General features: G+C 44.8%; 13 protein-coding genes. 4 read left to right on the top strand and 9 right to left on the bottom strand.

Annotation, left to right across the window (positions count from 1 at the left end; genetic code table 11):
• The first annotated feature begins 7 nt into the window (after positions 1-7).
• The 4 genes from LDX50_RS09660 (at position 8) to LDX50_RS09645 (ending at position 4,341) form a co-directional block, all read left to right on the top strand.
• Positions 8-1,156 carry an ATP-grasp domain-containing protein gene (locus LDX50_RS09660; protein WP_225698240.1) on the top strand — a complete coding sequence of 383 codons (1,149 nt, stop codon included), beginning with the start codon at positions 8-10 and terminating at the stop codon, positions 1,154-1,156.
• Between the two features lie 64 nt (positions 1,157-1,220).
• Complete coding sequence (locus LDX50_RS09655; RefSeq protein ID WP_225698239.1) at positions 1,221-2,321, top strand: carboxylate-amine ligase; 1,101 nt, start codon at positions 1,221-1,223, stop codon at positions 2,319-2,321.
• Positions 2,322-2,326: 5 nt separating this feature from the next.
• Positions 2,327-3,148, top strand: a complete 822-nt coding sequence (locus tag LDX50_RS09650; protein ID WP_225698238.1) for a type 1 glutamine amidotransferase — start codon at positions 2,327-2,329, stop codon at positions 3,146-3,148.
• Positions 3,145-4,341, top strand: a complete 1,197-nt coding sequence (locus LDX50_RS09645; RefSeq protein WP_225698237.1) for a hypothetical protein — start codon at positions 3,145-3,147, stop codon at positions 4,339-4,341. Before LDX50_RS09650 ends, LDX50_RS09645 begins: the two co-directional genes overlap by 4 nt.
• A 65-nt stretch (positions 4,342-4,406) precedes the next feature.
• Here LDX50_RS09645 and LDX50_RS09640 read toward each other — a convergent pair whose 3' ends face one another.
• The 9 genes from LDX50_RS09640 to LDX50_RS09600 all read right to left on the bottom strand — a co-directional run bounded on the left by LDX50_RS09640 (position 4,407) and on the right by LDX50_RS09600 (position 13,524).
• Positions 4,407-5,621 (bottom strand): ATP-grasp domain-containing protein, encoded by a 1,215-nt coding sequence (locus LDX50_RS09640; protein ID WP_225698236.1) that lies wholly within the window; start codon positions 5,619-5,621, stop codon positions 4,407-4,409.
• Between the two features lie 27 nt (positions 5,622-5,648).
• Positions 5,649-7,100 carry a leucyl aminopeptidase family protein gene (locus tag LDX50_RS09635; RefSeq protein WP_225698235.1) on the bottom strand — a complete coding sequence of 484 codons (1,452 nt, stop codon included), beginning with the start codon at positions 7,098-7,100 and terminating at the stop codon, positions 5,649-5,651.
• Entirely contained in the window at positions 7,100-7,864 is a 765-nt protein-coding gene (locus LDX50_RS09630; RefSeq protein WP_225698234.1) for an alpha/beta hydrolase, read from the bottom strand. The genes LDX50_RS09635 and LDX50_RS09630 overlap by 1 nt, the downstream gene beginning before the upstream one ends.
• A 34-nt stretch (positions 7,865-7,898) precedes the next feature.
• A complete protein-coding gene (locus tag LDX50_RS09625; protein WP_225698233.1) occupies positions 7,899-8,819 on the bottom strand; it encodes an alpha/beta hydrolase in 921 nt (306 codons plus the stop codon).
• Positions 8,820-8,822: 3 nt separating this feature from the next.
• Entirely contained in the window at positions 8,823-9,341 is a 519-nt protein-coding gene (locus tag LDX50_RS09620; RefSeq protein WP_225698232.1) for a nuclear transport factor 2 family protein, read from the bottom strand.
• A gap of 51 nt (positions 9,342-9,392) precedes the next feature.
• Entirely contained in the window at positions 9,393-9,584 is a 192-nt protein-coding gene (locus LDX50_RS09615; protein ID WP_225698231.1) for a hypothetical protein, read from the bottom strand.
• A 111-nt stretch (positions 9,585-9,695) separates the two neighbouring features.
• Positions 9,696-11,330: a hypothetical protein gene (locus tag LDX50_RS09610; RefSeq protein WP_225698230.1), complete on the bottom strand. Its 1,635-nt coding sequence runs from the start codon at positions 11,328-11,330 to the stop codon at positions 9,696-9,698.
• A gap of 15 nt (positions 11,331-11,345) precedes the next feature.
• On the bottom strand, positions 11,346-12,875 hold the full coding sequence (locus LDX50_RS09605) for a sulfatase family protein (RefSeq protein WP_420828562.1): 1,530 nt from the start codon (positions 12,873-12,875) through the stop codon (positions 11,346-11,348).
• A gap of 85 nt (positions 12,876-12,960) precedes the next feature.
• The gene (locus tag LDX50_RS09600; RefSeq protein ID WP_225698229.1) at positions 12,961-13,524 is read right to left on the bottom strand and encodes a nuclear transport factor 2 family protein; all 564 of its coding nucleotides are present in this window, start codon (positions 13,522-13,524) and stop codon (positions 12,961-12,963) included.
• Positions 13,525-13,581: the final 57 nt, after the last annotated feature.

The raw sequence follows: 13,581 nt of genomic DNA, 5'->3' as shown, positions 1-13,581 counted from the left end.
TAAAATCATGAAAAAAATTGGGATTCTGTTCGGACAGGAAAATACCTTCCCCTGGGCATTTATTGAGCGTGTAAATGAAAAAAAGATAAGTGGTATACAGGCGGAAGCGGTATCCATTGATGTCGTACAACAAGCGGATCCGTCGGAATATGCTGTAATCATCGACCGAATATCGCAGGATGTACCCTTTTACCGTGCCTTTTTGAAAAATGCGGCGATCAGTGGTACTGCGGTTATCAACAACCCGTTCTGGTGGAGTGCGGATGAGAAGTTTTTCAACAATGCGCTGGCTGAAAAGATTGGTGTACCCGTTCCGAAAACGGTCCTTTTGCCCTCGCATCATCGTCCGGATGATACCAATGAGAATTCATTCAGGAACCTGAAATTCCCTACTGATTGGGAACGTATATTTAATTATATCGGGTTTCCGGCCTATATGAAGCCATTTTCAGGAGGCGGCTGGAAAAGCGTATATAAATTAAATGACCAGGATGAGCTCTTCGCACGTCATCAGGAGACCGGTCAGCTGGTCATGATGTTGCAGGAAGAGATTCAGTTTACTGAATATTTCCGTTGCTACGCACTGGGTGGCAATAAAATCCACATCATGCAGTATGAGCCCCGTAACCCTCACCATCTCAGGTACGTTCGTGATGCACAACCTGTTGAAAAAGCCTTACTCAAGAAGATTGAGGATTATTGCATTAAGTTGAATCAGGCGTTGGGTTACGATTTCAATACAGTTGAATTTGCTGTCAGGGATGGTATCCCCTATGCGATCGATTTTTGCAATCCGGCACCCGATGCGGATATTCATTCCGTGGGCGAGGATAATTTTGAATGGATTGTAGAGAATGCGGCGAACATGGCGATTGAGAGGGCTAAGGCACACAAGGAAGGTCAGATGAACCTGACGTGGGGAACCTTTATCAAAGATGCGACTGCTCCTTCGGTAAAATCACCGGCCAGGAAGGCGGCAGCTAAAAAAACAGCAGCCAAGCCAGCCGCTAAGAAACCTGCAGCCAAATCTGCTGCTCCGGTTAAAAAGGCGACAGCAAAAGCAAGCGCGGCTAAAGCTACTGCCCCGAAAAAATCTGCGGCAACTAAACCGGCGGCAGCAAAAAAAGGGACTTCAAAAGGCCGTTCTGCTAAATAAAGTCGTAACGGATGCTTAAATTGGTATCGGGAGATGGGTAATCTCCCGAGCTAACCAATCAGTTATGAAATTTACCTTAGGAATAGAAGAGGAGTATCAGGTTATCGATCCGGAGACCCGGGAACTTGCCTCACATGAACAAAAAATAGTTGAAGCAGCAGCAGAAACCCTTGGTGAGCAGGTTAAGGCCGAAATGCACCAGGCAGTTGTGGAAGTGGGTACCAATATATGTACCGACATCCACGATGCACGCGAGCAGATTACCGGACTGCGAAGAGATGTCGACAGTATAGCCCGGTCACTTGGGTTCAGGATTGGTGCAGCAGGGACCCATCCCTTTTCTGCCTGGCAAAAGCAGTTGCTCACGCCACATCCCCGTTACAATGAGATAATCCATGAATTGCAGGATACGGCGCGTTCCAACCTCATTTTTGGTTTGCATGTGCATGTTGGTATTGATGACCGGAATATGGCTCTGCATATAGCCAATTCCATGCGTTATTTCCTGCCCCATGTTTACGCACTTTCTACCAATTCTCCCTTTTGGGAAGGCAGGAATACGGGCTTCAAGGCATTTCGATCGAAAGTATTTGATAAATTTCCCAGAACAGGTATTCCGGACCATTTTGAAAGTGTGGCCGAATACGACAGTTATGTGAATTTGCTCATCAAGACAAGGAGTATCGACAATGCGAAGAAGATCTGGTGGGACCTTCGGGTTCATCCTTTCTATCCGACCATGGAAATCAGGATTTGCGATATTCCTCTCACCGCAGATGAGACCGTGGCTATTACAGCGATTATTCAGGCTCTCGTTGCCAAGCTTTACAAGCTGCGCACGCAAAACCTGAACTTTATGAGCTATAAACGAATTGTCCTCAATGAAAATAAATGGAGGGCATCCCGTTACGGACTTGACGGAAAGCTCATTGATTTTGGCAAGGAGGAGGAAGTGGATACCCGGGCGTTGATCCATGAAATACTGGATTTTGTTGATGATGTGGCCGATGACCTTGGTTCGAGGGATGAACTGCAGAAGGTGGTTCAGATCCTGGAAAATGGTACCGGTGCTGATCGTCAATTAAAAGTGTATGAAGAAACCGGAAGCCTCGAAAAAGTTGTTGACTTTATTATAGAGGAAACAATGAGAGGCATTAATAAGTAATAATAATGAATACCATAAAACTGGCAATTCTCGATATGAATAACGGCCATCCTAATCAGGGAATGCGCTGTCTTCGTGATATTGCCAATGAATATACTGATCAGTTGCAATGGGATGAGTTCAATGTGCGTGTGGATAATGTTGTTCCATCACTTGATTATGACATCTTCATTTGCAGCGGGGGGCCGGGGAATCCACTTGAAGGGAATGGTGACTGGGATGTGAAGTTCTATGACCTGTTGGATCGCGCCTGGGACCATAACAAGACCAGCGCTTCCAGGAAAAAGTATTTCTTCTTTATTTGCCATTCGTTTCAGATGGCATGTAATCATTTTGAGCTGGGTGATATTGTACGCCGTAAATCCACCTCATTCGGTGTTTATCCTGTTCATAAAACGGCTGCCGGTAAAAAAGATCCGATCCTGGCCGGACTTCCCGATCCCTACTATGCTGTTGATTCGAGGGACTGGCAGCTGATTCAGCCAAATCTGAAGGTTTTTAAGGAACATGGCGCGACGATACTGAGTCTTGAAAAAATACGCACTCATGTGGAGCTCGAACGCGCTATTATGGCTGTGCGTTTTTCTGAAGAGTTCGTTGGTACTCAGTTTCATCCTGAAGCGGACCCCATAGGTATGAGGGAACATTTTAAAAAGGAGGAAAACAGAAAAACTGTTATCAGGAACTTCAGCAAACGGAAGTATACCAATATGATGACCCATCTTGAGGATCCTGATAAAATCGCGTTGACGCATCGATTCATTATTCCACACTTCATCGAATCAGCATTGGAAAATCTTGTGCCAGTGGGGGCGGTCGCATCATGATACCATCAATCAGAGAAGAATTTAACCGCAACTTTACACAGGAGAAATACCAGGCATTCCTGGATTTTATTACTGAGCAATATGGTCACAAGCCACCCTTCAGAATTGCTGAAACACCGGTCTTCATCCCGGACATTCTTAAAAAACGATTGATTGAGGCTTGTGAGGATATCAACGCTGTCATTTGCAAGCCCGATTTTAAGGAAATTACCCGGGAGGCTATAAAGCATCCTATGCTTGAGGTGCCGGGAGAGGATTATCACACACGATTTCTCCAAATGGATTTTGGGATATGCCTGGATGAAAATGGAGAACCGTTCCCTCAGCTCATTGAGGTTCAGGGTTTCCCTTCATTATATTTTTTTCAGGACCTTCTTTCATCTGCATACAAGAAGTTCTTTGAAATACCCCAGGGCTTAACAGTACACGTCAACAATATTGACAGAGAGACGTATGTAGAAATGCTGCGTGAAATCATTGTCGGCGACAGCAATCCCAGGAATGTTGTTTTATTGGAAATAGAGCCTGAAAAACAAAACACGTATATCGATTTTCTTGGTGCAGAAGCCTATCTCGGAATAAAGATCCTTTGCATTACCCGGCTTAAAAAAGATGGACGCCGATTGTACTATCTTGATGACGATGGGAATGAAGTTACGATCCATAAAATTTATAACAGGGTAATTTTTGATGAACTGGATCAGCGTACCGACCTTGAACTGGAATTTAGTTTTAAGGATGATGTGGATGTGGAATGGGTAGGGCACCCGAACTGGTTTTTCCGTATCAGCAAATACACCATGCCGCTTCTTAAGAGCAAATATGTTCCTGAATGTCATTATCTCGATAAACTCGAGAAATATCCGGAAGACCTGGAAAACTATGTTTTGAAACCCCTTTATTCTTTTGCGGGTGCCGGAGTTCGGTTGAATGTTACTGCGGCAGAACTGGATGCACTTGCCGATAAGCACAATTATATTTTACAGCGGAGGGTTAAGTATGAGCCGGTGATCAGAAGTATTAATGAACCGGTAAAATGCGAGATCAGAATGCTGATGCTTTGGAAGAAAGGCGAAACCCAGGCAACTATTGTGAATAACCTGATACGTCTCAGCAAGGGCGAAATGATTGGGGTGAAATATAATAAAGACAAGGACTGGGTAGGGGCTAGTGTAGGGTTTTTTAGCAGATAATTGGTGGTAGGGAGTAGGGAGTAGGTGGAATACAAGCTATTCACTACTCCCTATTCCTTGTCAATCTAATTTGTCGGTCGTTCCGGTGCAGGCGCGCTGGCATGAAATTCTCCGGCGATGCGATGTGTGTACGCGTCCAGTAATTCAAGAATACGTTCCCGTTTTTTCGATTGCACGATGAGACCGATATGCCAATCCTTTCGCATACGCCAGACAAGTTCATCATCAGTGAAAGAACTGGTATCCGGTTGTTCAAACCGGCTTAAGGAAACCACAATTCCAGCATTGAGTTTACGGTCTTTCGGCGCCTTATATTTTTTCTTCAGTGCCTTTGCTGTTTCCAGTCGTGCCCACTCGGCCCACAGGTTGATACCGGTCGCTGCCTCTACCATTTCTGCCAGATTTGCACCGCCAACCCTCGAGGAGGTTTCCAGGAAGTAATATTTTCCGTCTTCATGTGCCTTGATGAATTCGGTATGGGAAGCGCTGTATTGCATTCCAAAGGCCCTCATGACATCCGTATTCATTTGCTGCAGTGCCTTGTCATCATCCGACCCCATTTCAATGGTATGGGATCGAAATATTCCACCGCCATGCGCAACATCGAAGGGGGTGTCAAGGTACTGACTAACACGACAGAATTGCACTTTTCCATCGAAGGTGAGGGCATCGGCATGGTATACATCGCCCGGTGTAAATCGCTCAACAAGATACCGGTGCCGTTTATCGCCAAGCTCATTGATGATCCTCCAGAGGTCATCCTTGCTGTGGATCTTTTTTATCCCGGTTGCACTTGCTTCTCCCCGGGGTTTTATCAGCCAGGGAGTGGGGACGGAATCTGCAAATGCATTGATTTCGTCATCGTTGAATAAAGCGGTAAAATCCGGAACATTTATACCTTCTTCCCGTGCTTTCATTCGCATGGCGAGTTTATCGCGGAAATAGCGGGCGGTGGTTTCACCCATCCCGGGAGAGCGAAAATACTCCCGCAATAGGGCCACCTTCTCCACATCAAAATCATCCAGTGCGACAAACCGGTCGAAGTGAATGGTTCGGAATTTATAAGCCAGACCGTTTATCACATCTTCCCTGTGCCAGTTTCCATTCTTTTCAACTTCCATAAAGAAGAAATCATCTATCGATTCCCTCGGCCAGTCGGCATGTTCCAGTTTTGGTACTGTAAGCAGATAAACATTGTTTCCGGCTTCCTTACAGGCACGAAGAAAAGCTTCCCCTTTGAAGTAGGTCGAAACGCATAGAAAATTAAGCGGTCGTGACATGTTAGTGGGTATTTGTATATACTAAATTTACGATTTTTCGGAGAGTTGTTCCATCACTTCGAGTAACAATCTGGGGCCAAAACCTTTGGCACTTTTCATTTTTGAAAATTCTGAATCACCGAACGCAACGCCGGCAATATCAAGGTGCGCCCACCGAGGGTGTTCTTTCACGAAATACTCCAGAAATTTAGCTGCAGTGATCGCGCCCGCTATGGGTTTGCCGCTAAAATTCCGTACGTCTGCAATATCACTTTCAAGTTCACTCTCAAAATCGTCATACAAGGGTAAACGCCACACCCGTTCATGAACCTTTTCACCCGCTTTGCTCAGCAGTAAAGCAAGCTCATCGTTATTTGAGAACATGGCCCCGGCCGAATAACCCAGCGCCATAACCGCGTTTCCAGTTAATGTGGCCAGATCGATCAGGTGTTCCGGTGTGTAATTTTTTTCCATATATGCGAGGGCATCGGCAAGAACAAGCCGTCCCTCTGCGTCGGTATCAATAATTTCAATGGTTTTCCCTGAGTACGATTTGATCACATCCCCGGGACGGTAGCTGTTGGCGTCCACTGCATTTTCAGCAGACGCAACAATGCCCACCACATGAATATTCAGCTTCAGGCGCGCCGCCAGTTCAACCGCACCCAAAACAGCTGCTGCCCCGCCCATATCGCTCTTCATATAATGCAGGTTTTGGGAACCTTTGATCGATAATCCACCCGTGTCGAAGGTAATACCCTTCCCTACAAGTCCGACCATCGGTATTTTTGCCAAATTTTTTTTCGGACGGTATTCAGTTTTAATCAGGACAGGCGGGAACTTGCTTCCCTGCCCAACAGCGAGCAAGGCATGTAACCCTTCTTTTTCCAGCATTTTTTTGTTCAGGATACTCGCCTTATATCCATGTTTTTTGGCCGAGTCCTCAGCCCATTTTGCCAGTACAGCCGGCGGCTTTTCATTTCCGGGTGCATCTACCAGGGTCATGATTGAGCTGAGCGTTTCTGCAATCACAAATCCCCGCGAGACCAGTTCCTTTTTTTCCTTCGGAACCACACACTGGGCTACAAATTTGTCTGTAAAGAAGGGGCTGGTATCTGAACCGGTTTTAAACCTGCCGATCTTGTAGGCGGCAAGGCCCAAGCCGAGTCCGACAGCCTCAAGTGAATGACTGTCGAGGTGTGAGGCAAGAATTGAAATTCCCTTTTTCCAGTTCTTCTGTTGTTGATGTGCCAGCAGTCGGAATGCGATATGCTGCCGGCCAAAATCTTCCTTTTTCCCCAATCCAAGCAGGTAAATTGTTTTTTCTGTAGTTGGATGAAACAGGATGTTGATCTCCTTAAAGGTCCCTGAGAATGAGTGATTTACTTTATGTCCGGATACTTCTTCTATCAGTGATGCATCGATATTATCCTCATAGAAGGGAAGTATCACGTTTGAATACGTTGGATTCTTTTCGGAAGAGATATATGTCGTTTTCATTAATTATAATATAGCCATTTCACGGCTTTTGGGAATTCCTGGCCCCAGAAATATTCATTGTGTTCACCATGATCATTTATGGAAAGCTTAAAATTCAGGTTAGGGTAGGATTGTTTTTCTTTTAATAAGGCAGATTTAAATCGCTCTACGTTAGGTATGTGGAATTTACTTTCTTTAGCGCCGGCATACAGGTACAGGTAAGTGGGGGCTGATGGCGAAAAGTGCAGGCCATGTTCATGAATAATGGGAGAGATCCACAGACTGGGCGAAAATACCATGAGCTTGGCAAAATGATCTGATTGTGTTAAACCGGCGTACAAACTGATGAGACCGCCCATGGAACTTCCGCCGATACCGGTATTGAGCCGGTCGGATTTCACCCGGAATGTTCGGTCTACATAAGGCTTAAGCTTTTTGATCATGAATTCGACGTAGCGGTCACCGTCTCCGGGCCCCAGTCGGGTATCCTTAAATGGAAGGTATTCCTTAATACGCTCCTTTTCCCCATGATCAATCGCAATGATGATCAGATCATTCATTCCTTGTTTTGCAAGCGATGAGATCGACTTATCGATTCCCCAGTCTCCGAATGGTGCATTCGGGTTGAACAGGTTCTGACCATCCTGCATATAAAGAACGGGGTATGTCTTATCTGTCTTTTCGTAATCATAGGGTAACAGGGCTGATATGCGACGGTGTTTTCCTAACTGCGGGATTTCATAGTCTTCTTCGATTACCCTTATAATTGGCCTGAAATCTTCCATACTGTGCGAATGCGACAAAAGTACTTACCTGTACTCAGTAACTGTCAACTAATGCATCTATTTTTTTAGAAATTTCTTCGGGGTATAGGGAAGGCCCGCAAATGTGGCATCCATCGATAGCCATGAATTCCCTCGGCTCGCTGGCTTTCTCATAAAGTTTTTCACCCATCCGGAAAGGGATTACTTTATCCTCCCTGCTATGGATGATTAACACTGGTATGGTAATATTAGGAATCGACTTTAATGCTGAATTTCCACCTTTTACCAATACCGGCCCAAGCAGGGGTACTTGCTTTCCGGCAATTGCAGGATAGGAGGTGAAGGCGCCTTCAAGGACCAAAACGTCGATCTTTTCCAGTCGTTCCCCTGCAACCATTGGTGCCAGATGGCCGCCAAATGACTGTCCGTACAGGACGATTTTGGTTCCTGCCACCTCGGGCATCGAAAGGACGAAATCAATTGCGGAGAGGGCGTCATTCATGCTGTTTTCCCTTGTTGCCTCACCGCTTGAATACCCAAAACCACTGTAGTCAAACATAAATACCTGGTAACCCTGCTTAACCATCGATGTGCCAAAACCCAGGTGGGATAACATAAAACCACCGTTTCCGTGGAGATGAATGATAGTGGTAATTGCTTTTTTACTCACAGGGCTCAACAACCAGCCATTCAGGTTGTTGCCCGATCCTGAAATGAAGGTTACCCCCTTGATGGAGGTTTCAGAAAGATCCCCATTATCGGATGTTTTGGTAATGGAAGGCTGAAGGTCACGTCCTGAAATAGTAAGAACAGTCGTATCTGAGGAGGAGGCAGCAACAATTCGATTCTGTGCCCTGGAAAAACTGGTAGGCTTCAGGAATGAATGGTCGAAAGAACAGCTCAAAAGAAGGGAAAATACCACTGTGTATAATAGGGTTTGGTGTCCAATTCCCCTGAAGAAAGAATTGGTCTTCATCTGTTATTCTGCGGTACGTCGTTCATATTCTTTTAGCATGGCCTGCGTTTGCTGCTGCATTTTAACTTTAAAGCTTTTCGTGCCTCCAAATAAGCGACCGGTAAGGCCGAGTGCCTGCTTCGCCCATGATTTAAGATTAAAATCATCGACATGGTGAATGATCAACCCGTCCTTGAATTCAAATGATGCACGTACGATATTGTGGACCTTTCTTCCGGTTTTGCTGAAAATATAGTATGCCTCCCAGTGTGCACTGCCTTTCTCTTCAGCATATTCGAAATTTGAGGCATGAATTTGAAAATCCTTGCCCCGCTGTGACTGACAAAGCATACGCCACATGTTACAGGCGTGTTCACCTTCGAGTTTCCCGAAGGCGGGATCTTCAAAAATGATTTCCTTATGATAGCACTCCAGCATACGATCAGCATCCAGGTCTCCGAATGCGCGATAGAATTTTTCAATAGTACTTTTCATGAGCAAGAGTGGGTGAGTGCGAAAAGTACGTATTTCTCGCGATTTCATTGGGGTTTGCCGGATAAAAAGATTCGGAGCCCAAAGATTTGATTCAGGAAATTAACCTATCCTGCCATCCTTATTGATATCACGCCCCGTATACTCCTCCAGGGTGGTTAGTGTTTTAATCAGAAGTTCCTGGGTCTTTCGAAGTTCCACTTCCAAATATTGAACCCGCGCTTCCAACGTTGAGGCGCGGTCGCTTTGCTGACTTATTTGACTTTGTTGAATTAGGTTCCAGAATAATCCCATAGTGATAATGTATCTTGTTTTATATGATGTACACTTGAAGCATCTTGATATTATACGCTGATTCAACATGAATTGTTGACCATCACTCTACAGACACCTGGGTGATTAGAGTTACTTCTTACTCTTATTAATAAACAGGGATGCTGTATTGGAGGGTATGATTACCACCATTCCTTCTTTGATACTTTGCCACATGAAGTTAAATGGCCCCCTTTTCAGGTTTCTGGTTGTAACGTAATTCGCTGATTTATATCCGTTTTCTGAGGGGAGATTATTCTGACGTATCGCGGTATTGAACAAACCGGAAAGGAATCCATACCGCTGTCCCGGATCGTTTTTATTTTCGATGAGCAACTCAACTCCTAAATTCTCGTAATCCAAATTCAAAGAATTTCCAGAAGTATTGGAATTTGCGTCCATGGTTAATTCGATACCATGTATTTTACCTGAGCTAATCCTCACGTCAGCCAGTGGCATGATTGTTTTATTCAGTACAAGTGCGTTCATGTTAGAAATTTTAGCATGGGCATAGAACCGGTCATCTTCATATGGAATTAACAGTTCCAATTGTATACTGGCATTGCCATTAATATTTCCTGAAATAGTTGCCTCAATTTTTTCAAGTGGTCCCTGGATTGCCGGCGATGTCGTAATTCTGCTGAATCTCCCGTTAAGGTTTCCAAATTGAAGTGTTCCTGGTTCTGTTCTGCCTTCACCGAGTTCTGTATAGGATATATGGCTATTGGAAATGACTACCGAATCTACGTTCAGGGGGAATGGTATCTGGCGGATCATTCCTGCAAAGAGCGGTTTTACAGGTTCATTCTTTCTTGGAATATTTTTATTCCTGTGATCTTTCAGGATCAGGCTGTCAATATAGATGGAGGATGCTTCGATGTCCAGTGTGTCATAGAGGGTACTCTTTGCCACAAGGTTATTTATTTTGAGTTTTTTCAGATCAAATTCAATGATATCCTGCTGATCCCCCATTTGCCGACTTACATCGATCCAATCATTGGTGAGTTTCATCGACACATTTGATGCCGAGAAGTCTTCTGTTTGTGAATCGAAGCTAACAGAATCTGCAGTGATAATGGAAAATTCATCGGGCTGGTATTGTATGCCGGCAAAGTGTGTTTTTATTCGCCCCAGTTGAAATGGAATGATGTAGGACATAATCACCGAATCAGTTTCAATGTTCAGCGCTTCAATATCAACCCTGTCAATGCTGGCATACTGAATAGTGTCATTCGCATCAAATTTTAAAAATTTAACGCGGCCTGATTCCAGATAAAATCCCTGTAGTTCTGCGGCAGAAATAATATTTTTGAAGAGGTTCTGAAAGCTTTTTCCAGGTTCTCTACGTCGGGTGGTATCAGTGCTTATATAAACGGTAAACTCCGGCCTTTCCAGAATCATATCTTTGATCTGAAGTGTTTTTCCAGTCAGGAGTTTCATCCATTGCAGACCGTTAATTTCGACACGCCGGGTGGTGCCATATATGCTAACCGCCTGATCATGGATACCCGTATTCGGTTTAATTTCCAAGCGCTCAATCGTTGCACCATTAAAAAGGGAATGCAAGTCAATGCCTGAATAGCCGATTTGATAACTGCCTTCGGTATTGTTATTAAGAAGATCCTCCAGGCGGTTTTCTATCCAAAACCCAAGCACAACATGGAGTAACACAATACTTGTGATCGTGATAAGGATGATTATGCCAATTTTCTTACCTATGGTTATCATTGGTTTTCGGGATTTCTAATTTATTGCGGTAAGATTTTTATAGATCTGAATAAACTGGTTTAGTCTTGCAGAATCACCGGGAGCAAGATTTTTCTGTTGCGAAAGGTCTGTTGTGAGATCATAGAGCTGATACTCCGCTGAATTTCCTGATTCAATATTTACATTTTGAAATACCTCAGGCCCATTGTTCGGGGGGATCACTAACCAGTTCTCATAGTGTAATGCAGTTCGTCCCGTGGCTTCGGTGATCAGCGTTTTTCTTCCATCCTGGCTCCTGCCCAATAAGACAGGTAACATGTTTTCACTATCCCGAAATGTTGCGGAGCTGCCCGTAAGTTCAGCAAGAGATGCGGCCAGGTCGATTTGTGAAATCATCGCATCAGAAGTTCCGGGTTCAATATAGCCTTTCCAGAATGCCAGAAAGGGCACACGTGTCCCCGCCTCAAAAAGGCTGTATTTACCGCCGCGCAAAGGGCCTGAGGGCTTATGATCACCGAGCAACTCCACAGCCTGGTCCAAATATCCGTCATTTATGACTGGTCCGTTATCACTGCTCAGAATGATGAGTGTATTTTCCAACAGGCCTTCTTCTTCCAGGGTTTTCATTAGTTCCCCGATGCACCAGTCCGCTTCTGCGATCACATCACCGCGCGGGCCCATCGAGGTTGCTCCAACAAATCGGGGATGTGGTGTACGGGGAACATGCGGTTGTTGCAGTGCATAATACAGGAAGAATGGAGACTCTCGCTGATTATGAATAAATTCCCGTGCTTTTTCCAGGAATACATCTGCCATATCTTCATCAATCCACCTGGCCCTCTGCCCGCCTTTCATGAAACCAATTCTTGGAATCCCATTTACAATGCTGTTGTTATGACCATGATCCCATTTCATTTTCAACATTTCAGGATGGTCCAGCGCAGTGGGCTCACCTTCAAAATTCTCTGAATAGCTAACCATAATCGGATCAGTCTCTTCAAGCCCAACAACATTGCCGTTTTCTATATAGACAGTAGGTACCCTGTCCTGGGTTGCAGCCAGAATGTAGGATTCATCAAAACCAACTTCATTCGGACCGGGAGAAATCTGTTCATTCCAATCGATAGATCCATCTCCCAGACCGAGATGCCATTTGCCGACTATACCTGTTTTGTAACCTTGTTGGCGGAGCATTTTTGGTAAAGTGATCATGGACGTATCAATCAAAAGGGGGGCCGTTCCAGGCAAAATTCGGGCATTCTTATTTCTCCATGGATACGTACCTGTGAGCAGCGCATACCGGCTTGGAGTACACGTCGCGGAGGCCGCATAGCCACGTGTAAATTTTAATCCTTCATTGGCCAGTCGGTCCATGTTAGGGGTGGATATGGTCGTTGAACCATATGCACTTACATCTCCATACCCAAGGTCATCGAGATAAATAATGATAATATTTGGTCGTTCCGGCGATGGTTGTTTATCCTGTTTGCCACAGGATGAAAAAAGCACAGCCATTGTACTGTAAAACAGGAGGGAGATGCAGGCATAAACGGGTCCGGAATTCATGGAAATAAATTCGCGCTTTTTTTGATGGTTTCAAAGCAATGGCTCCAGACAGTAGCTAAGACTGCCTGATACTCCATTCATTAGTTCAGGCCGTTAGTCTTTTTAGTTTCCGCCGATACCTGAAGGCCAGAATAGTCGGAATCAGAGCGATTAATAAGCCAATGGCAAAACCCTGGAGGGTATATCTACGGGTCATCGGACCGTCAATATCATGCCGATGATTCCATAGCTCAACAATTTTTCCGTCCTTAAACCGGAATACATTGATAATTGGTATTTCGTGTTCGCCCAACACCACTTTCCCGAACAGTGTTTTTGGCTCATACCGGGCGATCCACCGGGTGGCGACCAGGTCACCCTCCGCAATCTGGTAGTCATAGCGGCTATGCCACTCCCCATTTTCCCAGAAGAAATCGGCAATATTTTTTTGCTCAACAGCGGGCTCCACCACACCCTTTCGGTCACCAATGTCGTGGGCAACGTAAGTGTCTGCCATGTATTTTACATAGTTGTCGGTATTATTTGAAAACCAAAGATCGTCATAGAAGCCACGGGCAAGGGCTTTATTACTTTCTTCAATTTCATTAGTTTGAGCGTGAGCAAGAGAACTGCAGGTTAGAAGAAGGATGCAAATGAGTATTTGTTTCATGATGGAATATAATAGATTGGAAATGATGTACTTACCATTAATATAGTAATTTCCCTA

The organism is Fulvivirga sedimenti (assembly GCF_020328055.1).
This window is presented reverse-complemented; position numbering and strand designations above follow the sequence as displayed.

Excerpts from the sequence above, each read along its gene's own strand:
- LDX50_RS09660 (WP_225698240.1), top strand. The coding sequence starts at position 8 with ATGAAAAAAATTGGGATTCTGTTCGGACAGGAAAATACCTTCCCCTGG.
- LDX50_RS09655 (WP_225698239.1), top strand. The coding sequence starts at position 1,221 with ATGAAATTTACCTTAGGAATAGAAGAGGAGTATCAGGTTATCGATCCG.
- LDX50_RS09650 (WP_225698238.1), top strand. The coding sequence starts at position 2,327 with ATGAATACCATAAAACTGGCAATTCTCGATATGAATAACGGCCATCCT.
- LDX50_RS09645 (WP_225698237.1), top strand. The coding sequence starts at position 3,145 with ATGATACCATCAATCAGAGAAGAATTTAACCGCAACTTTACACAGGAG.
- LDX50_RS09640 (WP_225698236.1), bottom strand. The coding sequence starts at position 5,621 with ATGTCACGACCGCTTAATTTTCTATGCGTTTCGACCTACTTCAAAGGG.
- LDX50_RS09635 (WP_225698235.1), bottom strand. The coding sequence starts at position 7,100 with ATGAAAACGACATATATCTCTTCCGAAAAGAATCCAACGTATTCAAAC.
- LDX50_RS09630 (WP_225698234.1), bottom strand. The coding sequence starts at position 7,864 with ATGGAAGATTTCAGGCCAATTATAAGGGTAATCGAAGAAGACTATGAA.
- LDX50_RS09625 (WP_225698233.1), bottom strand. The coding sequence starts at position 8,819 with ATGAAGACCAATTCTTTCTTCAGGGGAATTGGACACCAAACCCTATTA.
- LDX50_RS09620 (WP_225698232.1), bottom strand. The coding sequence starts at position 9,341 with ATGAAATCGCGAGAAATACGTACTTTTCGCACTCACCCACTCTTGCTC.
- LDX50_RS09615 (WP_225698231.1), bottom strand. The coding sequence starts at position 9,584 with ATGGGATTATTCTGGAACCTAATTCAACAAAGTCAAATAAGTCAGCAA.
- LDX50_RS09610 (WP_225698230.1), bottom strand. The coding sequence starts at position 11,330 with ATGATAACCATAGGTAAGAAAATTGGCATAATCATCCTTATCACGATC.
- LDX50_RS09605 (WP_420828562.1), bottom strand. The coding sequence starts at position 12,875 with ATGAATTCCGGACCCGTTTATGCCTGCATCTCCCTCCTGTTTTACAGT.
- LDX50_RS09600 (WP_225698229.1), bottom strand. The coding sequence starts at position 13,524 with ATGAAACAAATACTCATTTGCATCCTTCTTCTAACCTGCAGTTCTCTT.